Raw genomic sequence first — 26354 nt, 5'->3', positions numbered from 1 at the left:
AATGATATTCATCTTCCTTCTCAATTTTGCTCGAACTTAGCGATTTCTCAACCGTCACTCATCTACAGTGCCTTCGCTTGTATTATGTCCGTCACTTGATTAAGAGATTATGAAGCAAACGATTGGTCGCGTTAGTCAGATAAAAACGATTCAATCATTACCGCAAAATCAGACTGCTAAATCAACCTACGCTTTGATATCGGTGGATGACGACCGATGCGAGCAACATGTCTACGTGCGATCGCTAGGACTGGCGCTAGCGCAACGAGGATGCCAAGTCGATATATTTACTCGCCGCCAAGATCCCGACCAGCCTGCTATTATCGATCTCGCGCCGGGATGTCGAATCGTTCGTCTAACGGCAGGCCCTGCCCGGTCGATCTCTCAAGATGAATTGTTCGAGCATTTACCTGCTTTTCTTGAAGCTTGGCTAGCTTTTCAAAGCTGTTGCGATCGCCATTACGCCCTCATCCATACTAATTACTGGCTCTCTGGTTGGGTAGGTTTACAACTCAAATCTCGATTGAAATTACCTCTAGTTCATACCTATCACTCTATCGGTTCTGTCAAATCTGGCGACAGCGAACCTATTTCCGATCTCGCTAGTGCCCGATTAATAGTTGAATGGGCGTGTTTGCAAGAAGCTGATTGCGTGGTGGCAACGACTCCGCAAGAAAAAATAGATTTGCGTTGGTCGGTTTCCAGACGGGGCAAGATTCGAGTCATTCCCTACGGAATTGACGCTCGACCCTTTTCTCTGCTTGCCAAACAGAAAGCTCGCCAACAGCTAGGAATATCTCCAAAGACCAAGACGATTTTGTATGTGGGTTGTTTTGACCGCCGCCAAGGTCTTGAAACTTTAATTAAAGGCTGTGCCCAGCTACCTAAGCGATTCCAACTGTGTCTGGCAAATAGAAGCGAACCGAGCAGCAGTGACGAACGCGATCGAAAACGAATTAAAGCTTTAGTCTGGGAATGGGGATTAGAATCGGTCACAACGTCGATCGAGCATATCCCGCAGCAACAGTTACCAGCTTATTATGCTGCTGCCGATGTTTGCGTGGTGCCCAGTGACTGCGAATCCTTTGGACTAGTTGCGATTGAAGCAATGGCTGCGGGAACTCCTGTAATTGCCAGCTATGTAGGAAAATTGCAGCATACCGTCGTACATGGCGAAACTGGACTGCTGATTCCTCCTGGCAATCCTGAAGCTTTAGCCTATGCACTTTGGGCGGTGTTGAGCAATTCAAAATTAGCGCAGTCTTGGGGAGAAGCTAGCTCAAAGCGAGTCCAGTTGCATTTCAATAGTGCCACAGTCGCCGCTCAAATCCATCAACTGTACCAATCGCTTATCAATGTCTACCAACAGAGGGATGAAAATTATTATTTAACAAATATGAAATAAATAATGGCATAACTGTCATTTTTCTATCACATTTACTTGGTAAGTTAACCGTTATGCAATCTGGCGCGCTCGCTTAACAACAAGCTTAGAAACTTTATCTGCCAGGATATATCTTGGAGTGAAAATATGACAGCAACTACTCAAAAACCCTTGCCATCGTACCAATGGCATCATCTATCAATACGGGAAGTCGCCGGACATTTAGATAGTAATTTAGAAGCGGGTTTAACATCGGCTGAGGTTGCCAAACGACGAGAACGTTTTGGCGCTAACGAACTCAAGGGAAAACCGGGTAAAAGTCCCTTAATACGATTTCTCCTGCAATTTAACCAACCCTTGCTATATATTTTGCTCATCGCGGGGACAATTAAGGCTATTTTGGGAGAGTGGGTGAATGCTTGGGTGATTTGGGGCGTAACTCTGATTAACGCCATTGTCGGATTCGTGCAAGAATCCAAAGCCGAAAGCGCGATCGCTGCCTTGGCTTCCTCTGTTCAAACCGAAGCAACAGTCATTCGAGACAGACAAAAAGTCAGAATCCCTTCATCTGAGATCGTACCAGGAGATTTGGTATTACTGACTTCTGGGGACAAAGTACCAGCCGATTTGCGACTCATTGAAATCCGAAACCTACAAGTCAATGAATCTGCTCTCACTGGCGAATCCGTTGCCGTCGAAAAAAATCTTCAAATGCTTGATGCCGATGCACCTTTAGCAGAGCGAACCAATATGGCTTATGCAGGCAGTTTCGTTACGTTTGGGCAAGGAAAGGGAATTGTTGTCGCGATCGCGCAGGAAACTGAAACCGGGCGAATTTCCCAGTTAATGGAGCAGCAAACTAACTTAAAAACGCCCTTAACTCGCAAATTCGATAAATTCAGTCGCACATTGGTTTACATCATCTTAGGAGTAGCTGCACTGACATTTGCCGTCGGTTTGGGATACGGTTATTCCTGGGTAGAAATGTTCGAGGCGGCTGTCGCCTTGGCAGTGAGCGCAATTCCTGAAGGCTTACCCGCAGTTGTGACCATTACCCTGGCGATTGGCGTTTCCCGGATGGCTCGTCGTCATGCGATTATCCGCAAATTACCTGCTGTAGAAACCCTCGGCAGTGCCACAGTCATCTGTTCGGATAAAACGGGTACGCTCACCGAAAATCAGATGACCGTGCAAGCTATCTACGCAGGAGGACAACGGTATCGCGTTAGCGGTGAAGGTTATGTTCCAAAAGGAGAAATCTTTCTCGATGAAGCACCAGTCAATCTAGATGAGTCTCCCGTACTTAGGGAGTGTCTAATCGCTGGATTGTTATGCAATGATTCTTACCTAGAATTCAAAGATGGTCGGTGGAATGTTGTTGGCGATCCGACTGAAGGTGCTCTGATTGTCGTTGCCAACAAAGTAGGATGCATTCGCGACGAGTTAGAACAAAAGATGCCCAGGCTCGATGTAATTCCCTTCGAGTCCGAGTTTCAGTACATGGCAACTTTGCATGGGAACGGAGAAGCAAGCACGAAATCCAAAATTATCTACGTTAAAGGATCGGTAGAGGCAATTCTCTCTCGCTCCACGCAGAAGCTCGATGCCCAAGGTAATTTAACTCCCCTCGATCCAAATATAATTTATCAAGAAGCCGATGCGATGGCAGCGCAAGGGTTACGGGTACTGGCGTTCGCTAAAAAACTCGTCTCTAACGAGCAAAACTCTCTAGACCATGAAGACATCGAAGAAGGTCTAATCTTTATCGGCTTGCAGGGGATGATCGATCCGCCGCGACAGGAGGCAATTAGAGCGGTAGCCGCTTGTAAAACAGCAGGGATCCAAGTGAAGATGATTACTGGAGATCATGCCGTTACTGCACAAGCGATCGCGGCTCGCATGGGATTGGAAAAGCATGGGGAAGTTCTCGCCTTCACCGGACAGGAACTGAGTCGCATGGATAACCAAGCACTGGCAAATGCGATCGAAGAAGGGGTAGTGTTTGCCCGCGTCGCACCCGAACAGAAATTACGGCTAGTGGAAGCTTTGCAATCCAAGGGCGAAGTCGTTGCCATGACGGGAGATGGGGTTAATGATGCCCCTGCGCTCAAGCAAGCCGATATTGGCATCGCAATGGGCAAGGCTGGTACGGAAGTCGCCAAGGAAGCGGCTGACGCGATTTTGACCGACGATAACTTCGCTTCGATTGAAGCGGCGGTTGAGGAAGGACGTACTGTCTATCGAAATTTGCTCAAAGCGATCGCTTTTATCCTACCCGTCAATGGTGGGGAATCGATGACGATTTTGATTAGCGTATTGCTTGCTAGGGATTTGCCGATTTTAGCGCTACAAGTTCTTTGGCTCAATATGGTCAATTCCATCGCCATGACGGTTCCTCTTGCCTTCGAGCCAAAATCCGAGCGGGTCATGCAACAGCCTCCGCGCAGCCCCAAAGAACCTTTACTTTCTAGAAGTTTATTAAAACGCATCTTAGCAATTTCTGTATTTAATTGGATTCTCATTTTTGGCGTATTTGAATGGATCGAAGCGACGACGGGAAATATTGCTCTCGCCCGCACGATGGCAATTCAAGCCTTAGTATCGGGGCGTATTTTTTATCTATTGAGCATCAGTCAATTAGGAACGGCAATTTTTAATAGAATTCGAGGCAGAAGTGAACGAATAACAGATGCTCCAGCTATTATTATTGGGATCGTTGGCGCGGTAGTTTTGCAGGTAATTTTCAGTCAATGGAATCTGATGAACGAGCTATTTTCGACAGCACCATTGAACTTAGATCGATGGCTAATTTGCTTGTTAGTAGGTTTACCGATGATTTTAGTTGCAGCTTGGGTTAATCGTTTCGATCCCCTCGATTGATTTCATTAAATAAATCATCATGTAGTGCCAGTAGTGCAAGCATCTTGGAGGACGCGATGCCGGAGATTCCTCCGGCATTTAAGCCGTCCGTCCTCGCGTGTAAGCCAGAATGATTTGCGTGTGAGCGCCTGGCTCACACTACGAGCTAGGAAATAATTATGTTTACCTATTTAGCAAATTAACCATCGAAACTAGGCTGCTGACTTGTGATGGGCCAACTTTAGGGCTGATAACAAGAGAATTGTACCCAGAATTACGTACAAAAAAGAACTCGATACATATTTCAGAAGATTACTACCAATTAACGCCCCCACGATAGAACCAAATGCCATCGCAACGAGAAATTCTCGCTCTAATTTAATCTCCTTAAATCTTGGCTGATTTCTGTATTTGAATAGCCCCATCATAATCGTAGGAATGCTAATCGCAAGACTCAAACTTCCCGCTAATTTGATATCAATTGCAAAAACCAAAACGATCGTTGGGATTATTAATTCTCCTCCTGCTACACCGAGCATACTACTAAAGATCCCGATCGCAATTCCTGCGACAAAACCCATGCTCATTCTTAGTAAGTCTGGAATTGGCCAACTCTCCACACTGAAGAGAACATTATGTCCAATCAGTAAGATGCTTATAAAAACTAGAAAAATGACAACAATTCGATTTAATTGTCGTTCGTTAATTCGGGTTGCATAGCTAACACCAACATAAGAACCGATGAGAGAGCCTGCCAGAATATTAAGGATTGTCGCTAGATGAGCAACAACATCTTCCAAACCCACAACACCACTGCGAAAAATAAAGGAAAAAATGACAGTAACGAGGCTAATAATGAGATTAATAATAATCGCTTGTAGGGTATGATATTTAAAAATGCCGACTAGAACTGGTAGGCGAAACTCAGCACCGCCCAAGCCGATAAGACCTCCGAGAATTCCCACTAACCCTCCCCAAGCAAATGCCCAACTATTCCGCATCGAAATCTCCACACTTTCAACAGCGGTATTATGAACGATTTACTGTTTGGATGAAGCGATAGATTTAACATTAATTTAACTTGCTCGTGCAATTGTCATTTTTTCGTCATTTTTATTGTTCAAACTTATAAAGGTTCTAAAACCCAACTGGAGTCAACTGTCGTGATTGAGGACCAACCTTCTCCTTCACCTTACCAAACGAGGGAAGAACTAAGGGAGTTAGTTCAATCGCAACTACAGGCATTGCTAGAACGAGAGAACCTTGAAGGTGCTAAAGCTCTACTAGTTCCCGTACAGCCTGTAGACATTGCGGCAGTCATCGCAGAGTTGCCAATACAAATGCAAGCGATCGCGTTTCGCTTACTTTCTAAAGACGAGGCGATCGAAGTATACGAATATCTAGAATCTAGCGTACAGCAAGCACTCATCAAGGAATTTAAACACCAAGATGTCCTTGACATTGTCGATAAAATGTCGCCCGACGATCGAGCGCGATTGTTTGATGAGTTGCCAGCCAAAGTCGTTCGTCGTCTGCTCAATCAACTCAGTCCCACAGAACGAGAAGCCACCACCCTGCTTTTGGGCTACCAACCCGGCACGGCTGGGCGAATTATGACCACAGAGTATATTGCTCTTAAGGAGAGTTCTACAGTTGCTCAAGCCCTAGAGCGAGTTCGCAGTCTAGCCAATGTCAAAGAAACGATCTACTACTTATACATTATCGATGCTTCTCGTCTCCTGACTGGCGTACTCACACTGCGCGGTTTATTAACTGCTGATTCGGAACAAATTGTAAGCGCGATCGCAAAACGAGAGGTTATCTTCGTCCACACGAACACCGACCAAGAAGAAGTCGCCAGGATCGTTCGCGACTATGACTTTGGAGCAGTCCCCGTGGTAGATAGCGAACAGCGTCTCGTTGGGATTATCACCATTGATGATGTCCTCGATGTCATCGAGCAAGAAACGACAGAGGATATTTACACCCTTGTGGGGTGCAATCCGGAGGCGATAAATACTTCCAAACAAACAATTTGTTGCAAATTGCCCGCAAGCGAGTTGTTTGGTTGTTCGTTCTCCTCATTGCCAATACTGCTACCAGTGCTGTCATTGCTGGTCAAGAAGAGGTTATCGAACAGGTTGTTGCCTTGGCTGCCTTTATTCCTTTGCTCATTGACACTGGGGGCAATGTGGGGGCACAGTCCTCTACAGTAGTCATTCGAGGTTTAAATCTCAAAGAACGTGAGTTCGATAAGGTTAAAAGACGGCAGGAGGAAGGGCTGGTAAGCCTGAGGGTTCTAAATCGAGAGAAGGTTTTTTGGGTAGGTAAGTGTAAGCTATCAATCCAGCTAAGAGATTGACTAGAAAATTCCAAACACTTCGGTGTCTCGAATGCTCGATTTGAGAAATGTTCTTGAGTTGGTCATTGACGGTTTCAATCAAGGCTCGTTTACGCAACAAAATTTTGTCGATTAACCGCACTAACTGCTGTTTCATCTTTTTCTTGCGTCGTGTAATCAGTTCGAGTCCTCGCTGGTAAAGTTGCTCAAATAGCTCTTGAGAAATATAACCGCGATCGCCAAATAACTTACCAATCAGATCTTGAGTTAAGTCAGGTACAGGCTTACGGTCGTCAGTATTACCTGGGGTTAACTTAAAAGCCAGCAACTCGCCTCGTTGGTTAATAATTAGGTGCAGCTTAAACCCATAGTGCCAACCGACAGAGTTTTTGCCCCAGCCCACCAAACCTTCAAACACACGATGGCTCTTGGAACGGCAAGGATGACATACCTCGATTGGGGTCGAATCAATGAATGAAATGCCAGTTACTTCTCCTCGACGGGTCTGTACAAAGTAGCACAACAGCATCAACGACCAAGGCATCAATTCCACAAAACGAGTATAACTGACCAGATGAGGAAAAGCTTTGCGCCAGCCCGGTAGAACTTGTCGTAGGTAAAATTCTTTGAAGGTACGATAGCCAGAGCCATGAAAAGCAATCACAATCGTCATTACTTCACTCAAGCTTAAACGAGAGCGACACAATCGTTCCCCACTCTGAGCCGTCAATAGAGGGATTGAAAGCCAATGTCGTTCAAAAGTTTGATAGAAGTCGTCTACCTCACAAAATATTTGAGTAATATCGAGACGAGATACAATATCTGTCATAGCTGAGATGTCTATAGAGTAAGCATTTTGAGTTTACATCTCAGCTTTTCTTTTGCCTAGATTTTTCCGTCGAACTCACGTCAAAGAAGTTCGCCTCAAAAGAGCGCTGGGAGTCATTTCACGAGAAACAATCGTTGGAATCTTGTTGGGCGCGATGTTAGGGCTAGCAGTCATTTTGTGGGCTTATTTTCTCGAAGGAAGTTGGGGTGTGTCACTAGTAGTGGGAATTAGCTTGCTAGCGATCTCTTTCTTGGCTTCTGTAGCAGGTACGGCGCTCCCCTTTTTGTTTAGCAAACTCGGTCTAGATCCAGCTTTGATGTCGGCACCCTTTATTACTTCCGTCGTTGATGTTTTAGGGGTCTTAATTTATCTGTGGCTAGCACGGCTGATTTTGCAGTTGTAGCATTTGCCATCGGAGGGAGAACGGGGATGTTAGAGAGTGTAATCTGGATTTTATGGATGGGCTTTTTTGTCGGTCAAATTGCCCGTCGCTTGAGAGCGCCAGCCTTAATCGGCATGATTTTAGCGGGAATCGTTCTCGGTCCGCAACTCAGAAATGCGATCGCGCCCAATGTCCTTGCTGCTGCCGATGACCTGCGAACCATTGCTGTCACGATTATTCTCATGAAGGCTGGCTTGGGGTTAGACAGAGAAAAGCTACAACAGCAGAGTACGGTAGCGCTGCGCCTGGGATTTCTTCCGGCAACAATTGAAGCCGTGGCGATCGCGATTGCTGCTACAATCCTGTTCGACTTCGATCTTCTGACTGGGTTACTGTTTGGTTGTGTTATTGGTGCCGAATCTCCAGCCGTTATCGTGCCGGGGATGCTGCGACTCAAGAGTACTGGATGGGGAGTCACCAAAGGCATTCCCGATGCCATTTTGACTGGAAGTGCGCTCTCCGATGTATTGCTGCTTTTGCTCTTTAGCTTGCTACTAGATTTTTTAGCCTCAGACAGTCTCGAAACCGTTTCCCTACCCTTTGGACTCACCCTGGCTGCTTGGCAGTTTCTACCCATAAAAGTCATCTTGGACATTGGTTTGGGATTACTATTCGGCTTTCTAGCTGCTCGTTTGCTGATTATTCTACTAGCTAAACAAAACTGGACTCAAAATGCCGTCCAAGATGTTCTCATTGCTGCCTCAATCGCTTTATTCTTGGTGATTTGCGCTCGCTCTTTTCCTTACTTCTCTGGCTATCTAGCAGTAATGTCAATGGGATTTTTCTTAATTGAGTTAGATGCACCCCTAGCTCGACGTTTACGAGGAGGATTTGATAGCTTGTGGGTTGTCGCAGAGATTATCCTATTTGTTTTGATGGGAGCTAGTATTAGACCTCCAGCAAAAGTCAGAGTAAGTTAGGTAAAATAAAACCAAATTACAATTCGAGTTATGACTTACTCTCAAGTAAAAAATTTAAAACCGACAGAGTTTAAACGGCTTTGTGGAGTATATCCAGAGACGTTTAAAGAGATGGTAAAAGTTCTAGAAGCCGAAAAAGTCTTACAAAAAAAAACAGGACGACCAAATAAATTAAGCGCAGAAGACCAAATCTTAATGACTCTTGAATATTGGCGAGAGTATCGCACCTATTTTCATATCGGAACTAGCTGGGGAATAAACGAGACAACGGCTTTACGAATCACCAGAAAAGTAGAAGATATTTTAATGAAATCGGGACTTTTCAATCTGCCTGGGAAAAAAGCTGTTCAACCCCAAAATACAGAAATTGAAATTGTCGTAGTAGATGTAGCAGAACATGAAATAGAAAGACCGAAAAAAAACAAAAAGCTTACTACAGTGGTCGGCAAAAGTGTCACACGATAAAATCGCAAGTTTTAGCTGACGCAAAAACGAGACAAATTCTTTGTATTGCTCATGAGAAGGGAAAAAGTCATGATTTTAAGATTTGGAAAAATAGTAAAATAGGAATCGAACAACAGATAGAATGTTTGGCTGATAAAGGATATCAAGGAATTCAGAAACTTCATCCCAACAGTAGAATTCCCAACAAAAAAAAGCGCAATCAACAGTTAAGTCTAGAGCAAAAGAAGTTTAATCGTAAGTTAGCAAGTGAAAGGATTGTAATTGAAAATATTCATCGCAGTCTAAAAATATTCAGAATTCTTTCAAGTCGATATCGCAACCGAAGAAGACGGTTTGGGTTGAGATTTAATTTGATTGCTGGCATTTATAATTATGAACTTCTTTCCCACTCCAATTATGCGATCGCGTAACACTTTTGCAGGAGGTCTATTCAACTGCAAGTTTTAGGCAATATTTTTTTACCAGGGTTATTACTCCTGGCAGTGGGAACGTTGGTCGGGCGGGCGATTGGTTGGTATCTCTCAACATGGGGAAGTAATTGGAATTGGCGCGAACGACTGTTTTTACTAGCGGGTAACTCAGCTAAAGCAACCGTTCAGGCAGCAATTGGAGCCATTCCTCTTGCGCGGGGAATTGAGGGGGGTGAGACAATCCTAGCCGTTGCAGTTCTCTCGATTCTCGTTACCGCACCGCTGGGCGCTTGGGCAATTCCCACCTTTGCACCCAAATTATTAGAACGGGGCGAAGTCGATCCGACAAGGGTAGCGGTATCTAATCGCATTGTTTTGCTAGCAGCAGTGGATACCTCTCCTCTAGCCACCGAGGTGTTAAAGAAAACGGCACAGCTAGCCCGACGCAGCGATGCTGAGGTCATTGTTTTACACGTCGTTAACGTTTTTCAGCAGCCCTCCTTTGTTGAAAAATTGCGACAGAAATCTCGGCGTTTGCTCTCAGATATTCGGCATCGATTTGTGACAGTTACTGGTTCAGTTCCAGAGCAAATCATTCGGATTGCTCAAGAGTATCAAGTTGCAGAGATTAGACCTCCAGCAAAAGTCAGAGTAAGTTAGGTAAAATAAAACCAAATTACAATTCGAGTTATGACTTACTCTCAAGTAAAAAATTTAAAACCGACAGAGTTTAAACGGCTTTGTGGAGTATATCCAGAGACGTTTAAAGAGATGGTAAAAGTTCTAGAAGCCGAAAAAGTCTTACAAAAAAAAACAGGACGACCAAATAAATTAAGCGCAGAAGACCAAATCTTAATGACTCTTGAATATTGGCGAGAGTATCGCACCTATTTTCATATCGGAACTAGCTGGGGAATAAACGAGACAACGGCTTTACGAATCACCAGAAAAGTAGAAGATATTTTAATGAAATCGGGACTTTTCAATCTGCCTGGGAAAAAAGCTGTTCAACCCCAAAATACAGAAATTGAAATTGTCGTAGTAGATGTAGCAGAACATGAAATAGAAAGACCGAAAAAAAACAAAAAGCTTACTACAGTGGTCGGCAAAAGTGTCACACGATAAAATCGCAAGTTTTAGCTGACGCAAAAACGAGACAAATTCTTTGTATTGCTCATGAGAAGGGAAAAAGTCATGATTTTAAGATTTGGAAAAATAGTAAAATAGGAATCGAACAACAGATAGAATGTTTGGCTGATAAAGGATATCAAGGAATTCAGAAACTTCATCCCAACAGTAGAATTCCCAACAAAAAAAAGCGCAATCAACAGTTAAGTCTAGAGCAAAAGAAGTTTAATCGTAAGTTAGCAAGTGAAAGGATTGTAATTGAAAATATTCATCGCAGTCTAAAAATATTCAGAATTCTTTCAAGTCGATATCGCAACCGAAGAAGACGGTTTGGGTTGAGATTTAATTTGATTGCTGGCATTTATAATTATGAACTTCTTTCCCACTCCAATTATGCGATCGCGTAACACTTTTGCAGGAGGTCTATTGTTATTGGCAAACGGGGACATCAACCTTGGGAGCGCGTACTTGTAGGTTCGGTTTCTCAAGCGGTCATAGAAAGTAGTCAAATTCCCGTCATTTTAGTGGAAACTTCAGTGGATAATCGCAATTAACTCGTCATTAACTATGAATATTTGGAAACAACTCACAATTTATCTTGTTGAATCCGATCGCTGGCATCGCCAACCGCTTTATTTAGCGCTTATCGAAAAAGCACGCGAGCGAGGATTAGCTGGAGTAACAGTAACGCGAGCGATCGCAGGTTTTGGAACCCATCGTACTATCCGAACTAGCCGCGTTCTGGCGCTATCTGCCGATCTTCCGATTGTGGTAACGATTATTGACCGCGAAGATGCGATCGCGCAATTTTTGCCAACTGTTCGCACAATGGTTAAATCTGGGCTAATCAGTCTTCAAACTGTGGAAGTTTTACATTCAAGCTCAATCTCAAATCCCTAAATTTCTTCTTATCATCTTTGACCCCTTCGATTGAGAATAGATAAATTCCAGAAAGGTAAGCTAATTTTGAAGTTTTATTTTCATATAAAATTCGTTTCATATATAACCTTAGATTGACTTTTTTCAGAAGAGATAAAAAAAGTTTTTTAAAAATCTAACCATAGACTTATACAAATATTTATTATTGTCATTTTTTTGTCATTTTCATTTTCAATACTAAAAATAGGTAAAGAAAAAATCACTGATTGCAAAAAAGCTAAGATTCAGAGACGATTCCCAGCAAAAATCGCTCTCATTTTCATAACTTGAATCTGGTACCCGTATTTGCTTGAAAAGCTGGCTTAGAAAAAATTATTTAGCCAGCAAAAGTTTTGATGTCTTTAGTATAAGGAGAAAACGATGAATTCAAGAATTTTTTTAGGTGGCATTTCTACCTTTAGCATTGCGGTTTTAACGTTGGGGTTTGGGGGACAAACCGCTCAAGCTCAACCTGAAAAATTCTCTTATGAGCCATTAGAAGTTGGTACTCAACAAACAACATCTGGGTCAGTAACTCATGCAGAAGAACAACAAGCCAATAATGCAACAGGAGCGAAAGTAGCTCAAACAGACGTTCAACCCCGAAGAGCGACTCGTGGCGGTTCGAGCTATATCGGAATAGGTGGGAACATTGGCATCGGTGGCGGTTCGGCGATTGGTCAAGGTAGCTTTACCGTCTTCAGTAAAATCGGACTAACAGAAAATCTCTCGCTGCGACCCTTGGGCGCTATTACTGACGAGCCGACCATTCTCATTCCCGTCACCTATGACTTTAACTTGCGAGAAGTCGATCCTGTTGAAGAGGTAGATGCTTTTTCAATCTCTCCCTATGTGGGGGCTGGCGTAGGAATTATCACTACTGATGTCGCAGACGTTGGTTTTTTACTCACGGGTGGTGTCGATATCCCTATTAATCCTCAATTTACGGGGACAGCAGGGGTTAATGTGCTTTTCGCCAATGACACCGATGTCGGACTGACGCTCGGAATTGGTTACAACTTTTAATCTGGGATAGAAAAAACACTGCTACCAATCTACCTATTGAATTAAGATTTTTAAGTCTCGATCTGTAGCAGGTACTTTTCTAATTGATATGAGGAGTTTGAGATTGAATAGCTTCTCTGCTCAAAAAAGATGCGATTATCACGGTACGGGGTCGGAAGTACTTCCGATTCCGCACCAAAATCCTCCTACAGATATTCAGTAGCAAAAAAGAAATCTTGTAAAATTTTCACGAAAGCGATCAATATATACCTTAGGCTTTATTGCTGATGGAGGAAGTGAATTTTGCAAGATCTTAATAAGATTCGTGCTCGTTTTAATCGTTTTAAAAACAAAAAGATTCCCCTACAGCAACTTGAAGAAATTCGCAGCGGACTACTAGAAGAATCAACCACTGATATGAATTATCTGACCCTGATTGTTGGATCTTGTATTATTGCCACGTTGGGATTGCTTTCTAATAGTGCTGCTGTAATTATTGGCGCAATGATTATTGCACCGTTAATGTTACCGATTCGCGGGCTAGCATTTGGCGCTTTAGAAGGCAATATTCTTCTTTTCCGTAAAGCTTTAATTGCGATTACTATCGGGACAGTTCTATCAATTCTCTTAGCTTTATCTATAGGTTATTTAGTCGGATTACCCGAATTTGGTAGCGAAATTATCAGTCGCTCTCGTCCTACTTTACTCGACTTAGGAATTGCTGTTGCTGCGGGAGGAATTAGCGGTTTTGCGAAAGTTAAACCGGAAATTTCTGGTAGTTTAGCCGGAACTGCGATCGCAGTTGCTTTGATGCCACCTATATGTGTTATTGGTTTGGGTTTATCGCAAGCCAATTGGTCGCTTAGTATCGGTGCAACTTTACTTTATCTAACTAATTTGTTAGGAATTATTCTGGCTTGTATGCTGACGTTTTTGCTCGCGGGGTTTACGTCACTCAAACATGCTAGGAAAGCGCTTGGTTTTACACTTGCTTTTACAGCAATAATTCTGATTCCCTTAAGCGCAAGCTTTTTTCAGTTGATAAGGCAAGCTCGACTGGAAGCCAGTTTAAGACAAGCACTACAGAATCGAACGATTACCTTTCAGCGAATGGTACTTCTTAATAGCAATGTCGATTGGTTAACCAATCCACCCGAAGTTCGTCTCAACGTTCGCACGAAAGAACCCGTAACGCCAAGACAAGTCATGTTCTTAGAAGAATTTTTAAAACAAGAAATGGGTCAACCATTTACCTTGATTTTTGAAGTCGGGAAAATTGAAGAAGTGAGACGAGAAAATTTTGAATAATTCTAACCAATAGTAAATGTCTTTATTTTTGAAACCCCAAAATCGATCGAGAATTGAGTTAAAGGGAGTAATCGCTATGTCATTAGCAAGATGCAATTCTTTGAACAAAGAATTAATCTGAATATCAAACATTTTTTGGAGCGATCGCAACTATGACTTCTTGAGGCTTGTTGACAGAAGTTAGGAGGGAAGCTTAGATGAGAAGTCTGTTAATGAAAAATCCCTTAATTATCGGATTGTCTTGGATCGGTTTGTATTTGGCGATTATTCTGTTCCCATTGTTGATTTTACTTTTTTATCCGCCCACGCCGAGCGAAGAACGAAGTTTTTGGCTAGAATTCTCCGTTGCGCTTGGTTTTATCGGTTTGGCAATGATGGCAATGCAATTTGCCCTAACTGCTCGCATCAATCGCATTGAAGCTTCTTACGGCATCGATTTGATCCTTCAGTTTCACCGCTACACCTCGATAGTGGCATTCTTGTTTATCTTCGTTCATCCAATCGTCTTATTTATCGATAACCCAGAAACCCTACAACTGCTAAATTTTCTCGAAGCTCCGTGGCGAGCGAGATTGGCAGCCATTGCCACTTTGGCACTCATAGCGATTATCGTTACCTCTATCTGGCGCAAACAGCTTAATATTCCTTACGAACCTTGGCGCATCGCCCATGGAATTTTAGCCATTGTTGCCGTTGGTTTTGGTTTGGGACACGCCTTGGGTGTCAGTTACTACCTCAGTTTGTTCTGGAAGGGAGTTATCTGGACTGGGATTGCACTAGCTGCACTGTGGCTATTAATTTATGTTCGTCTAGTCAAGCCTTGGTTGATGGTCAAAAAACCTTACTTGGTAGAAGCCATCTTACCCCAACGCGGCAATGTCTGGAATTTAGTGTTACGTCCGAGAGGACACCAAGGAATGCATTTTCAACCCGGTCAATTTGCTTGGCTAACGCTAGAAATTTCGCCCTGGCGAATGCGAGAACATCCTTTTTCTATGGCTTCGAGTGCCGAACATCCCGAATATATTGAGTTTGGCATCAAGGCGGTCGGCGACTTCACCAATACCATTAAAGACGTAAAACCGGGAACAAAAGCTTATCTCGACGGCCCCTATGGGGTTTTTACCACAGACCGCTACGAGAATACAGCGGGCTTTGTCTTCATTGCCGGAGGAATTGGCATCACGCCAATTATGAGTATGCTTGTCACCTTAGCCGAACGAGAAGACGAACGTCCATTACTGTTGATTTATGCTAGTAAAACTTGGGAAGATGTAACTTACCGCGAAGAAATCGAAGAACTAAAAGAGAAATTAGACCTCACCATCGCGCACGTTCTTAGAGAACCTCCCTCCGATTGGTCGGGAGAGACGGGTTACGTCGATAAAGAACTCCTACAACGCTATATCCCTAAGCGTCCTGCCACTCGCAATTACTTTATCTGTGCCACTCCCAAAATGATGGATGTGGTAGAGTCCGCTTTGCACGAGTTGGGAGTCCCCGTTACTAACGTCCACATGGAACATTAGACCTCCTGCAAAAGTGTTACGCGATCGCATAATTGGAGTGGGAAAGAAGTTCATAATTATAAATGCCAGCAATCAAATTAAATCTCAACCCAAACCGTCTTCTTCGGTTGCGATATCGACTTGAAAGAATTCTGAATATTTTTAGACTGCGATGAATATTTTCAATTACAATCCTTTCACTTGCTAACTTACGATTAAACTTCTTTTGCTCTAGACTTAACTGTTGATTGCGCTTTTTTTTGTTGGGAATTCTACTGTTGGGATGAAGTTTCTGAATTCCTTGATATCCTTTATCAGCCAAACATTCTATCTGTTGTTCGATTCCTATTTTACTATTTTTCCAAATCTTAAAATCATGACTTTTTCCCTTCTCATGAGCAATACAAAGAATTTGTCTCGTTTTTGCGTCAGCTAAAACTTGCGATTTTATCGTGTGACACTTTTGCCGACCACTGTAGTAAGCTTTTTGTTTTTTTTCGGTCTTTCTATTTCATGTTCTGCTACATCTACTACGACAATTTCAATTTCTGTATTTTGGGGTTGAACAGCTTTTTTCCCAGGCAGATTGAAAAGTCCCGATTTCATTAAAATATCTTCTACTTTTCTGGTGATTCGTAAAGCCGTTGTCTCGTTTATTCCCCAGCTAGTTCCGATATGAAAATAGGTGCGATACTCTCGCCAATATTCAAGAGTCATTAAGATTTGGTCTTCTGCGCTTAATTTATTTGGTCGTCCTGTTTTTTTTTGTAAGACTTTTTCGGCTTCTAGAACTTTTACCATCTCTTTAAACGTCTCTGGATATACTCCACAAAGCCGTTTAAACTCTGTCGGTTTTAAATTTTTTACTTGAGAGTAAGTCATAACTCGAATTGTAATTTGGTTTTATTTTACCTAACTTACTCTGACTTTTGCTGGAGGTCTATTACAATCTTGTTTGATAGATTCAATTAATTTAAGCACTCTCCACAGTCGAAAGCGAACACAATTAAAATCCTCCTGCGATATAAAATGACATCAAGTGAGCTATTGGGCTTGACATGTCTATAGAAGCACTCGATGTCTTATATCTGTTCGCAAGTGCGTTAGCCGCCGGAGCATTAAACGCTATTACAGGTGGTGGCAGCTTTGTTTCGTTTCCCGTGTTGGTTTTTGTTGGCGCACCAACCATCAGTGCCAACGCAACTAACAGTGCTGCCTTGTTTCCAGGAGTTCTTGCCAGTGTAACAGCCTATCGACGTACCATCTTTCCTATTAAAAAACGCCTGATAGTTTTATTAGTCAGTAGCGTTTTCGGTGGGATTGTTGGTGGATTGTTACTGATCCACACGAGAGAAACTACATTTCGCCAAGTTATCCCCTTCCTAATGTTGTTTGCTACGCTCTTATTCGCATTTAAAGATGAAGTGACTCGCAGGGTACGTTCTATTACAACCAATCGAATCACTATTAGTTACAGCTTGGGCATAGTTGTCTTAGTATCGCTTGTAGCGATATATGGCGGCTTTTTTGGCGGCGGCTTGGGCATTCTCTTACTGGCTACCCTAACCCTAGCAGGAATTGAGGATACAAAAGATGCTGTAGCTGCCGGACGATTACTCTCTGCTGCAATTAATGGAATTTCATTAATTCCATTACTGTTATCTGGACTCGTACAACCGCAGTTAGCATTGTTAATGGCATTGGGAGCCATTCTAGGAGGCTATTTTGGAGCGATGCTCGTGCGTTATCTGCCAACACGAGTTATCCGGCAATTTGTGATTTTAGTTGGAGCAACGGTAACTTGTTACTTCTTCTTAAACTTATAAAATCTAAGAGGCATCTGAAGCCCATTTTGTCATTCTCAGTGCAGGAGAAGGTAACGAAAAATCTATAATTAAGGAAAAAGCCTTACACCCAGATTTCCCAATTGCGAATTGATAATTGCCAATTGCAAATTGCTATAAGATGTTTCGCTTTGCGATCGCTACGCTCAACATAACATTCTATACTTTTGGGACAACCTGTAAAATTATCCAGCAATGCAACCCGTTGCTAAAGTACTGAGTAGAGTGCCCCTGCGCACGATCTTAATTGTTCCATTTGTCGTACAAGTCGTTGGAACAGTTGGGATTGTAGGCTATCTTTCTTTCCGTAACGGACAGAAAGCCGTCAATGAAGTAGCCACGCAGTTACGTAGAGAAATTACCTCGCGAGTTGCTCAAAACCTCCACAATTATCTTGTTCCGCCACACCAAATCAATCAGATCAATCAAGATATCGTTCGGCGGGGTTGGTTGAGTTTCAACAACGTCGAGACATGGCAATCCTATCTTTGGCAGCAAATTCAGTTGTTCAATGCCAGCGATCGCATCAATTCTATCGGGATTGCTAACGTGCGAGGCGAATACATCCTGATGCGTTACCAGAAGAATTCGTCGGCTGTTAGCATTCGCAACTTGGCAGACGGAGCGATGTATCAGTATCGCTTGAACGAACGGGGCGAGCCTATCGAACCAATCAGCGTTGTCAAAAATTTCGATCCAAAAACTCGTGTTTGGTACGCAGCAGCCGTTGAGAAAAAACAAGCCACTTGGAGTCCGATTTATCAAGCGGGGATTCAAGCACCGAGCTTGCTGATTTCAGCCGTTCGACCATCCTACGATCGCAACGGTTGATTGCAAGGAGTTTTGAATTGCATACTCAATCTTTCAGAAATTGGGGATTTTCTCAAAACGCTCAAAATCGGAAAAACGGGAAAGGTATTTATTCTCGAACGGAGCGGTCAGTTAGTGGCAACCTCCGCAGACGAACAGCCCTTTTACCGCCAGAAGGACGAACCAAAACGATTAGCTGCTACTGAGAGCCGCGATCTGCTAACCCAAGCGACAGCCAACTATCTGCTGCAACAATTCGGCAATCTCAATCGAATTACTACCAGCCAACAGCTCGATTTCGACATCGACGGAAAGCTTCACTTCGTTCAAGTCGAGCCGTTTCGAGACGATAAAGGCTTGGACTGGCTTTTGGTCGTTACTATTCCCGAAGCAGATTTTATGGAACAAATCCAGGCTAATAACCGCATGACTCTGGTTTTGTCTTTCCTAGCCCTGGTAATTTCTTTGGTTATTGGCATTCTTCTAGTTCGCTGGATTACTCAGCCTATTCTTCGCCTCAAAGCTGCTGCAACGGCTTTTGCAGACGGGCAGTTCGATCGCAAAGTGGAGCTAGAACGACAAGACGAACTCGGCATTTTAGCGCAATCATTTAATAGCATGGCAACTCAGTTGCAGGAGGCTTTTATTGCGCTCCAGAAAACCAATGAAGAATTAGAACAACGGGTAGAAAAACGCACGCTCGAACTAAAAGAAGCCAAAGAAACGGCTGATGCAGCCAATAATGCCAAGAGCGAGTTTTTGGCAAATATGAGTCACGAGCTGCGAACGCCCCTTAACGGCATCTTGGGATACACGCAAATCCTGCAACGATCCAAATCTTTGACTGACAACGAACGCAAAGCTGCCAGCACTATTTATCAATGTGGGTCTCATCTGCTAACGTTAATCAACGATATCTTAGACCTCTCGAAAATCGAAGCTGGTAAGATGGATCTGTTTCCTTGCGATCTGTATTTACCTGGCTTCCTACAGGGAGTGGCTGAATTTTTCCAAATTCGTGCCTATCAAAAAGGAATTGCCTTTCATTACCATCCCGCAGTCGATCTTCCCCAACGCATCCAGGCAGATGAAAAGCGCCTGCGTCAGGTTTTGATGAATCTACTGGGAAATGCGATTAAGTTCACCGATAAAGGTAGCGTTACGTTTGCGATCGCAGTTGAAAAACATCAGCTCCAGACAAATATTTACAAGCTGCGGTTTGAGATTGAGGATACGGGAAGTGGAATATCCACAGAACAGCTTGAGAAAATCTTTCTCCCTTTCGAGCAGGTTGGAGAGGCAAGCAAGCAAATCGAAGGCACGGGTTTAGGATTGGCTATCAGTCAGAAAATTCTGGCGCTGATGAACAGTAGGTTGCAAGTGCAAAGCGAGCTTGGTCAAGGTAGTAAGTTTTGGTTTGATGTCGAACTTCTCAAAGCAGGAAGTAGCGAGAAAACCGCTAGTCCTCCCCAGCAGGAAACTATTATTGGATATCGAGGTCAGAGAAGAAAAATCCTCGTGGTAGACGATCGCTTGGAAAATCGTTTGATAATTGCGAACATGCTCCAGCCGCTTGGGTTTGAAGTTCGCGAAGCACAGAGCGGTCAATCGGGCATAGAAAAGGCGATAGAGATACAACCCGATCTGATTATCATCGATCTGGCGATGCCTGAAATGGATGGCTTTGAATTTTTGCAAAAGTTACGACAGCAGTCCCAACTCACCGCTACGATCGCGATCGCCTCTTCTGCTAATGTATTTGCATCCCAGGTGCAGAAGAGTTTTAATGTTGGAGCCAATGCCTTTCTCCCCAAACCGATAGACTCCGGTATGCTACTGGACTTACTCCAGAAACATCTCAGTTTGACCTGGGTTTACGCCCAGCGATCGCCAACCGAAATTTGAGGCTAGCAAAGGCGATCGCGAACCGATAAGATGGCTATAGCAATCCTAGATGAATTATGAGAATTTTGTTTTTAGGTAGTGCGAGCATCTTGCTCGCTATTTCCTTAAAAGCGAGCAAGATGCTCGCACTGCTCACACATCAATTAGGATTGCTGCGTTAAGTCTAAAATAATCTACCAACAAGACGATCCCAACTATGACGACTCATTTCGTTAGCGTCGAAATCGATCTCCAAGACAATCCCATCAAATTACAAAAAGCCGTTGAAGAAGAACTCAAAAAGCGGGGAGAACCCCTGCGTTGGGCGATTACTCGCGTGGACGACGAGAAACAAAAAGCACAAGTCGAAGCAATTGTTACAGTTCAAAGTTCCGAGTTGAAAGTTTAAAATTGATTCGTCCTTATACAGTTGTTTTAATCGTCCCGACGGGGATTGGCGCGTCGATTGGCGGTTATGCGGGAGATGCTTTACCCGTAGCCAGAGCGATCGCGCAAACCTGCGATCGCTTGATTACCCATCCCAACGTTCTCAATGGCGCTCAACTCTATTGGTCTCTACCCAATACGCTTTATGTAGAAGGCTACGGACTAGATAAATTTGCCTGTCTAGAATGGGGTTTACAACCCGTTCGTCAAAACCGCATCGGGTTAATCCTCGATCGCGCGATCGAGTCAGAGTTGCGCCTGCGGCACCTACAAGTTGCCGATGCTGCTAGAGCAACACTAGGGCTGGATCTAACCGATTATGTTATTACCGACGCGCCCCTAGAAGTCGAACTTCGCACCGCTGTATCGGGGGCTAGCTGGGGAACCATCGGCAATCCCGGCAGTTTGCTGAGGGCGGCTCAAACTTTGATTCATCAAGCGAGGGCAGACGCGATCGCAATCGTCGCCCGCTTTCCCGACGATCCCGGCAGTCTTGCCCTGCAAAATTATCGATCCGGTTCGGGAGTCGATCCCCTCGCAGGGGCAGAAGCCGTCATTTCCCATCTTGTCGTCCGCCAGTTTCAGATCCCTGCCGCCCACGCACCCGCATTAATGCCGTTACCTCTCGATCCCAATTTATCTCCCCGCGCTGCTGCTGAAGAATTGGGCTATACTTTTCTTCCCAGCGTTTTAGTCGGACTCAGCCGCGCTCCACAATTCGTTACAAAAGAACGAAATTCCTTTTCTTTTCCACCAGAGACGATTTGGGCAGATGAAGTCGATGCCGCAGTTATCCCCGCAACTGCCTGCGGGGGTAGTGCCATTCTCAGTTTAAGCGGTCAAAAAGCCTCGATAATTGGGGTTGAAGAAAATCGCACCCAGATGCAAGTCACTCCAGAATCCCTAGGGATCGAAGCGATTAAGGTAAACTCGTATTTAGAGGCGTTAGGCGTGTTAGTTGCCCATCGTGCTGGGATTAGTCCTAACTCCCTGCGCCCCAATCTATCCTCTCTATATCGCCTGACTCAAACCCGTGACAGATCCTAATCATCTCGAAACCGAACCCCTGACGCGCACGCAGATTTTAGTGGTGATGGGAGTGACCGCTGTACTTTTGCTGATTGTGGCTAAGATCTGGCAAAAGTTGGGTTCTATCGCTCTTCTCGACATTGAATTTACTTCTGGTGCCTTTTTGTTAGGAATTGGAGTGGCTGGGGGCATTATTGCTGCGAGTAGTATTATCTACCGCCTGTGGCCCGCTTATCGTCGCAGTGCCGATGCTTACCTAGAATTGGTCATCAAGCCTTTAATTTGGCCCGATCTAATTTGGTTGGGATTGCTACCCGGTCTGAGCGAAGAATTGTTGTTTCGAGGCGTCATGTTACCCGCCTTGGGCTTGGATTTGACCGCTGTTATTTTTTCTAGTTTGTTGTTTGGCATTCTTCATCTAAGCGGTCGCCAGCAGTGGCCCTACGTCGTTTGGGCAACTGTGGTAGGATTTGTTCTCGGTTATAGTGCTTGGATGACAGGAAACCTATTAGTTCCCATTGTGGCGCATATTTTGACTAACTTAGTTTCGAGCAGTTTGTGGAAGGCAGGAAAAGCCGTAGAAATTTCTTCGTCTAGATAAATTTGATATTTGATAACTGGTAACTGAAATGGAAGTACAGTTCCGAGAATTTAATCCCTTCGATCTCTGGATTTGGATAGAGTTTGAAACCGTTCCCTCGTCAATGGAAAAACAATACGTGGAAGAATTGTTTAACTCTTGGTTTTATTTAGGGAAATTAGGCGCTTTTAACGCAGAGAATCTCCAGGTTCAAGAGATGGGGATCGATCTTAGCTATATGGACTACGATATAGAAGCAGCCGAGAATGTCATGATGGCACCGATGCATAATATGGCGGATTTTCAGTATTTAGGAACCTGGGGACGCTGTTGGTTCGACTTGGGAACCAGCGATCCGATCGCGCTTGATATATTGATCAATGCACTGACTCGATTGAGTCAAGAATATGTTGAGATTAAGAGACTAATCATTGGCGGACAGAATGAAGATTGGTCTACAGAAGATAAGAGTCAATCGCTGTTTTCTGCCAATTAATCATAGATTCAGAAAAAATCATGCAAAAAGGAAAAATCGTCGCCATTATTACCGGAGCTATTTCTATCTTTCTCGCAGTTGCCTATCTGATTCTGGTTCAATTACTAGATTTTCGAGGCGAGATGGTTCCAGCACCAATCGGTCAGTTGCTATCGATAGGAGGAGTAGTTGTAGGGGCGGGTTTTTTGCAGTAAGTGTAGATAAATCTCTAGCATTTTTAGATAAACTCGCCCCTACAGGGGTTAGTCGTTAATTGTCTCCCCATCTCCCCACACTCCCTCTCTCAAAGAAATCACCCATTTCCCTCGATTCCGATACCAAGTTCTCGCTTGAGTGAGTTAATCGATTTTTCGCCGATATAGTTTTCGCTGCAAATGAGTTCTGGGAGACGAATGAGGTCGTCTCTAGCAGCAGTAATTGCCTGTTTGACAATTGGATAGCTAGCGCGATCGCAGATAATAGTTCGAGAGGTGCGAATTACAGCGTTCAATTTCTCGCTATCGCCAGCTTGGGCACTCATGACTAAAAGATCGTCTCCTCGCAAACTGTGAACTAGAATCTCTGCGATGTTCAAAATGCCGCCGCTGAGGCTGACGATTCCCAAACGGCTGTCTTTAGGCAGTTTTTTGACAATTTCCAACTCTTTGCTGTAGTCGTAAATATCGACTGGGATCGCGCGAATAGAATAGGGAGCAGCGAGCGCTTCTACATCGCCGATAAAATAACGGCTGGTGACAACTGTCCCGGACTGGGTTTGAGCCAGCACTTGAGAGAGTTCTTCCATCGGCACCAGTTGTACGGGAATATTAAGCGATTGTTCCAATTCTAGAACGATTAATTTCCCAGCCCCAATATCGTTAGCGGGTACCGTTACCAAAACTTGGGCGCTAGAACGCAAGCGCCAGTCGATTTCTTCTAATAAGAGTTCCTGAATTTGGGAAAGAGTCAAACCCTGCGATAACAGATTGTCGAGACTCTTGCGAATTAGTTTGCTCGCTTCGGGGTATTGTTGAAAAAGTGGCGAATTCAGTTGCGATCGTCTTTCGTGACTTGTAGCTTTAACATAAATACCCGACCCTGCCAGAGATTCTACCAGTCCGGATTCTTCCAATTGTTGATAAACTTTGCTGATAGTATTGCGGTGCAGTCCCGTCATCATAGCAAGTTGTCGCGTACTGGGCAGCCGATGACCGGGCGGATACTGACGAGAGGCGATCGCGAAGCGAATTTGGTCAAATAGTTGCTTAGAGGCAGGAATATCGCTATCTGGTCGGATCTGGAACTGCAACATGTCACTGAGGCTTGTTTATACGATTTAACATTTTATTGTGCTACAAAGACTATGCGAGTTATTTTTTTGGGAACGCCACAATTTGCCATCCCCACTCTGGAGAGTTTGCTCAACCATCCAGATTTTGAGGTGATTGCTGCCGTCACTCAACCCGATAAACCGCGCGGTCGGGGAAATCAACTCACTCCCTCACCCGTGAAAAAAGTAGCGCTTGCTCATCAAATCCCCGTTTGGCAACCCAAGCGCATCAAAAAAGATCCGGAAACCCTGACAAATCTCAGACAAGCCTCAGCGGATGCATTTGTCGTCGCCGCCTACGGACAAATTCTCTCCCCAGAAATTCTTGCCATGCCCAGACTGGGATGCATTAACGTTCACGGTTCGATTCTGCCCAAATATCGAGGGGCTGCCCCAATTCAGTGGAGTCTCTATCATGGGGATACTGAAACGGGGATTACTACGATGCTGATGGACGAGGGCATGGATACTGGAGCCATGTTGCTGAAAGCTTATACTCCTGTTGGCTTGCTAGACAATGCCCATCAAATCGCAGAAATTCTCGCTCGTCAAGGGGCGGATCTCCTCATCGAAACTCTTTTAAAACTGGACAGAGGAGAAATTCAACCCGTTCCTCAAGACCCTTCCGAGGCAACTTATGCTCCCCTAATAAAAAAATCAGATTATGTTATCGATTGGACTCGTCCCGCGATCGCCATTCACAATCAAATCAGGGGTTTCTATCCCAATTGCGTTACTTCCTTCCGAGAACAACCCCTAAAAGTCATCGCTACTGCCCCCTTGGGAGAAGATTACCGCTCGCAACTCCCGCCAGATTTGCAAAAATTACAACAGCAATGGGATACTTTGTCTTCTGTGACGGGATCTCCTGGCGAAATCGTTAGCATCGTTAAAAATTTGGGTCCCATCGTTCAAACTGGTGACGGACTCCTCCTGCTACGGGAGGTTCAGCTAGCAGGTAAGCCTCCTCGATCTGGCTGGGATTTTGTTAACGGTACGCGCTTAGCTGTAGGGGAAGTATTGGGTTCGTCGGCGATCGCGTGAGCATCTTGCTCGCGATTTTCTTATCCGGTTGAACGATCGCAATAACAAGTAGTGCGGCAAGCGTAGCGTGTGCGTAAGCGCATACGTCCCGCTCGCGACCAAGATGGTCGTACTACATATTATGACGAATTAAATGGATTTGATATTACAAGCGAGCAAGACGCAAAGCGCCCCAAAGAGTGAAGGGCTAAGGCTCTTTCGCACTCACAAGTCGATCGCGACTGCTATATAAGCCACGCGCGATCGACAATGAACCGATCGCTGGTAGTTTTTCTGACTGATTGCTAACGTTTGAGGTCGCTTAAACTCATGTAGACCATCCAACCAAAAAGACCGCCAAAAAGTAAGAAAAAGACTCCATACTCTCTAAATATACTTTCACTCCCATCGTCAATTTCGGAGTCTATCCCTAGCTTTCTCCAGATAGATTTAGTAATCCCATAAATATCGCAGCTCAAATTGCTGAAAATTGCGTTTTCTTGTTTATAAAACTCTTTGCTCGGATAGGACATAGAAATAGCTTGTGTTGGAGTCAAGCTATAGGCAAATACTGAGGTAATAACAGCTAATCGTTTGTTGAGCACAATCAATCGCGACCCAGTTAATTTATCTCTACCAGTTTATACTCGATCGGTTTTACGCAGATTTGGGATCGATCGGTTGTCCTTTGTCATTTGTCCTTCGATTTTGGATTTTAGATTGGTTAGTAGCTAGTAGTTAGTAGTTAGTTGTTAATTTTCTCCTAACTCCCTTTTATTCTCCTTATCCCCTTGTCTCTCCGTCTCCAAGTCTCCTCCTCTTCCCTTCTCTCACTCCTCACACTCCCTTTTGTTTCTCTAACGACGGAGAGCAGCTTGCATTTGCGATCGCACCAAGCTAGCCCAAAGCTCGAAATTAAATTCGCGATCGAGAGGATCGATTGAATTTAGAGATTTCGGCTGTGAAAAATTTCTTTTGACCCGAAAAACTGAATTTTTGCCAGAATAACCGATTTTTTTGTCAAAATTGTTCATGATAAAAACCTTTTAAAAAAAATTAAAACAATCTAAATTTGAGACAAAAAACATTTTCTCTCTTTCGATAGACAACAGAGCGCCTTAGAAAAAATTCTTATTGTACGCAAACCCCTCTAATTCCAACTTGGTTTTTAGAGCGCTTCAATTGTTTCCAGAGAGTGTTAATGTTTTGATAGGCTTGTTCGGAAGTGATTTTTTCCTGCTGTTTCTAGGTTGCAGATATAGCCAACCTCCTGCGAAAATTTCTGAAGGTTAGCGTTAAAAATCAGGTGTTTTGGTTCGATCTCGCCTCGGTAGCGCGAATAGAAAGACAAAAAATCCCGCTTGCTCATTGATACCCTCCGTTTGTTGCTCTTATCAGCATACTCTTTCGCTTTC

At 44.0% G+C, this 26354-nt stretch carries 25 protein-coding genes and 4 pseudogenes; 22 read left to right on the top strand and 7 right to left on the bottom strand.

Annotation, left to right across the window (positions count from 1 at the left end):
- Positions 1-109: 109 nt before the first annotated feature.
- Both PLE7327_RS08270 and PLE7327_RS08265 read left to right on the top strand, forming a co-directional pair.
- Positions 110-1405, top strand: coding sequence for a glycosyltransferase (locus PLE7327_RS08270; protein WP_015143391.1), 1296 nt, complete (start codon positions 110-112; stop codon positions 1403-1405).
- Between the two features lie 126 nt (positions 1406-1531).
- The gene (locus PLE7327_RS08265) at positions 1532-4264 is read left to right on the top strand and encodes a cation-transporting P-type ATPase (RefSeq protein WP_015143390.1); all 2733 of its coding nucleotides are present in this window, start codon (positions 1532-1534) and stop codon (positions 4262-4264) included.
- Positions 4265-4455: 191 nt separating this feature from the next.
- On the opposite strand, the gene PLE7327_RS08260 is transcribed toward PLE7327_RS08265, so the two are convergent.
- Positions 4456-5244 (bottom strand): sulfite exporter TauE/SafE family protein, encoded by a 789-nt coding sequence (locus tag PLE7327_RS08260; RefSeq protein WP_015143389.1) that lies wholly within the window; start codon positions 5242-5244, stop codon positions 4456-4458.
- Between the two features lie 162 nt (positions 5245-5406).
- On the opposite strand from PLE7327_RS08260, the pseudogene mgtE reads away from it, so the two are divergent.
- Positions 5407-6485, top strand: a pseudogene (mgtE, locus tag PLE7327_RS08255) (magnesium transporter); the annotation flags it as partial.
- Between the two features lie 16 nt (positions 6486-6501).
- On the opposite strand, the gene PLE7327_RS08250 reads toward mgtE, so the two are convergent.
- The gene (locus PLE7327_RS08250; protein ID WP_015143165.1) at positions 6502-7413 is read right to left on the bottom strand and encodes an IS982 family transposase; all 912 of its coding nucleotides are present in this window, start codon (positions 7411-7413) and stop codon (positions 6502-6504) included.
- A gap of 37 nt (positions 7414-7450) precedes the next feature.
- Here PLE7327_RS08250 and PLE7327_RS08245 point away from each other — a divergent pair, with 37 nt between their 5' ends.
- The 10 genes and pseudogenes from PLE7327_RS08245 to PLE7327_RS08195 all read left to right on the top strand — a co-directional run bounded on the left by PLE7327_RS08245 (position 7451) and on the right by PLE7327_RS08195 (position 15538).
- Entirely contained in the window at positions 7451-7816 is a 366-nt protein-coding gene (locus tag PLE7327_RS08245) for a magnesium transporter (protein ID WP_083888290.1), read from the top strand.
- Positions 7817-7842: 26 nt separating this feature from the next.
- Positions 7843-8748: pseudogene (locus PLE7327_RS08240) on the top strand (cation:proton antiporter); the annotation flags it as partial.
- 57 nt (positions 8749-8805) lie between these two features.
- A protein-coding gene (locus tag PLE7327_RS24305) for an IS5 family transposase (protein ID WP_217523113.1) occupies positions 8806-9650 on the top strand; the annotation gives its coding sequence in 2 pieces (ribosomal slippage) (positions 8806-9190 and positions 9190-9650; 846 coding nt in all).
- Between the two features lie 15 nt (positions 9651-9665).
- A pseudogene (locus tag PLE7327_RS24300) lies at positions 9666-10280 on the top strand (universal stress protein); the annotation flags it as partial.
- A gap of 60 nt (positions 10281-10340) precedes the next feature.
- A protein-coding gene (locus PLE7327_RS23240) for an IS5 family transposase (protein ID WP_217523113.1) occupies positions 10341-11185 on the top strand; the annotation gives its coding sequence in 2 pieces (ribosomal slippage) (positions 10341-10725 and positions 10725-11185; 846 coding nt in all).
- 18 nt (positions 11186-11203) lie between these two features.
- Positions 11204-11332 (top strand): universal stress protein, encoded by a 129-nt coding sequence (locus PLE7327_RS26435; protein WP_083888334.1) that lies wholly within the window; start codon positions 11204-11206, stop codon positions 11330-11332.
- A 13-nt stretch (positions 11333-11345) separates the two neighbouring features.
- Entirely contained in the window at positions 11346-11678 is a 333-nt protein-coding gene (locus tag PLE7327_RS08210; protein ID WP_015143388.1) for a DUF190 domain-containing protein, read from the top strand.
- Between the two features lie 399 nt (positions 11679-12077).
- Positions 12078-12722 carry a hypothetical protein gene (locus PLE7327_RS08205; protein WP_015143386.1) on the top strand — a complete coding sequence of 215 codons (645 nt, stop codon included), beginning with the start codon at positions 12078-12080 and terminating at the stop codon, positions 12720-12722.
- Between the two features lie 282 nt (positions 12723-13004).
- Positions 13005-14009 (top strand): DUF389 domain-containing protein, encoded by a 1005-nt coding sequence (locus tag PLE7327_RS08200; RefSeq protein WP_015143385.1) that lies wholly within the window; start codon positions 13005-13007, stop codon positions 14007-14009.
- 197 nt (positions 14010-14206) lie between these two features.
- Complete coding sequence (locus tag PLE7327_RS08195; protein WP_015143383.1) at positions 14207-15538, top strand: ferric reductase-like transmembrane domain-containing protein; 1332 nt, start codon at positions 14207-14209, stop codon at positions 15536-15538.
- Positions 15539-15554: 16 nt separating this feature from the next.
- Here PLE7327_RS08195 and PLE7327_RS23230 read toward each other — a convergent pair.
- Positions 15555-16399 (bottom strand): IS5 family transposase gene (locus tag PLE7327_RS23230; protein ID WP_217523113.1). Its coding sequence is split into 2 segments (ribosomal slippage): positions 15555-16015 and positions 16015-16399, totalling 846 coding nucleotides; the frame shifts between segments, so codons are not numbered across the junction.
- A 176-nt stretch (positions 16400-16575) separates the two neighbouring features.
- On the opposite strand from PLE7327_RS23230, the gene PLE7327_RS08180 reads away from it, so the two are divergent.
- From PLE7327_RS08180 to PLE7327_RS08150, 8 genes are all read left to right on the top strand, one after another.
- Entirely contained in the window at positions 16576-17343 is a 768-nt protein-coding gene (locus PLE7327_RS08180) for a sulfite exporter TauE/SafE family protein (RefSeq protein ID WP_015143382.1), read from the top strand.
- 213 nt (positions 17344-17556) lie between these two features.
- Positions 17557-18192: a hypothetical protein gene (locus PLE7327_RS22610; RefSeq protein WP_051036402.1), complete on the top strand. Its 636-nt coding sequence runs from the start codon at positions 17557-17559 to the stop codon at positions 18190-18192.
- 12 nt (positions 18193-18204) lie between these two features.
- Positions 18205-20076, top strand: a complete 1872-nt coding sequence (locus tag PLE7327_RS08175; protein ID WP_144266099.1) for an ATP-binding protein — start codon at positions 18205-18207, stop codon at positions 20074-20076.
- A 196-nt stretch (positions 20077-20272) separates the two neighbouring features.
- The gene (locus PLE7327_RS08170) at positions 20273-20464 is read left to right on the top strand and encodes a hypothetical protein (RefSeq protein WP_015143381.1); all 192 of its coding nucleotides are present in this window, start codon (positions 20273-20275) and stop codon (positions 20462-20464) included.
- A 2-nt stretch (positions 20465-20466) separates the two neighbouring features.
- A complete protein-coding gene (locus PLE7327_RS08165) occupies positions 20467-21549 on the top strand; it encodes a DUF3326 domain-containing protein (protein WP_015143380.1) in 1083 nt (360 codons plus the stop codon).
- Entirely contained in the window at positions 21536-22132 is a 597-nt protein-coding gene (locus PLE7327_RS08160) for a CPBP family intramembrane glutamic endopeptidase (protein WP_015143379.1), read from the top strand. The genes PLE7327_RS08165 and PLE7327_RS08160 overlap by 14 nt, the downstream gene beginning before the upstream one ends.
- A gap of 28 nt (positions 22133-22160) precedes the next feature.
- Positions 22161-22607 (top strand): DUF3531 family protein, encoded by a 447-nt coding sequence (locus PLE7327_RS08155; protein WP_015143378.1) that lies wholly within the window; start codon positions 22161-22163, stop codon positions 22605-22607.
- Between the two features lie 20 nt (positions 22608-22627).
- A complete protein-coding gene (locus PLE7327_RS08150) occupies positions 22628-22801 on the top strand; it encodes a hypothetical protein (RefSeq protein ID WP_015143377.1) in 174 nt (57 codons plus the stop codon).
- A 98-nt stretch (positions 22802-22899) separates the two neighbouring features.
- Here the strand turns inward: PLE7327_RS08150 and PLE7327_RS08145 are convergent, their stop codons facing one another.
- Positions 22900-23898 (bottom strand): GntR family transcriptional regulator, encoded by a 999-nt coding sequence (locus PLE7327_RS08145; RefSeq protein ID WP_015143376.1) that lies wholly within the window; start codon positions 23896-23898, stop codon positions 22900-22902.
- A 51-nt stretch (positions 23899-23949) separates the two neighbouring features.
- On the opposite strand from PLE7327_RS08145, the gene fmt reads away from it, so the two are divergent.
- Complete coding sequence (fmt, locus tag PLE7327_RS08140; protein WP_015143375.1) at positions 23950-24960, top strand: methionyl-tRNA formyltransferase; 1011 nt, start codon at positions 23950-23952, stop codon at positions 24958-24960.
- A 284-nt stretch (positions 24961-25244) separates the two neighbouring features.
- Here fmt and PLE7327_RS08135 read toward each other — a convergent pair whose 3' ends face one another.
- From PLE7327_RS08135 to PLE7327_RS26430, 3 genes and pseudogenes are all read right to left on the bottom strand, one after another.
- On the bottom strand, positions 25245-25544 hold the full coding sequence (locus PLE7327_RS08135) for a hypothetical protein (protein WP_015143374.1): 300 nt from the start codon (positions 25542-25544) through the stop codon (positions 25245-25247).
- A gap of 252 nt (positions 25545-25796) precedes the next feature.
- The gene (locus tag PLE7327_RS24780; protein ID WP_015143373.1) at positions 25797-25973 is read right to left on the bottom strand and encodes a hypothetical protein; all 177 of its coding nucleotides are present in this window, start codon (positions 25971-25973) and stop codon (positions 25797-25799) included.
- Positions 25974-26070: 97 nt separating this feature from the next.
- Positions 26071-26308, bottom strand: a pseudogene (locus PLE7327_RS26430) (hypothetical protein).
- Positions 26309-26354: the final 46 nt, after the last annotated feature.

Origin of the sequence: Pleurocapsa sp. PCC 7327, assembly GCF_000317025.1 — a bacterium.
Taxonomy (GTDB): Bacteria; Cyanobacteriota; Cyanobacteriia; order Cyanobacteriales; family Microcystaceae; genus Hydrococcus.
This window is presented reverse-complemented; position numbering and strand designations above follow the sequence as displayed.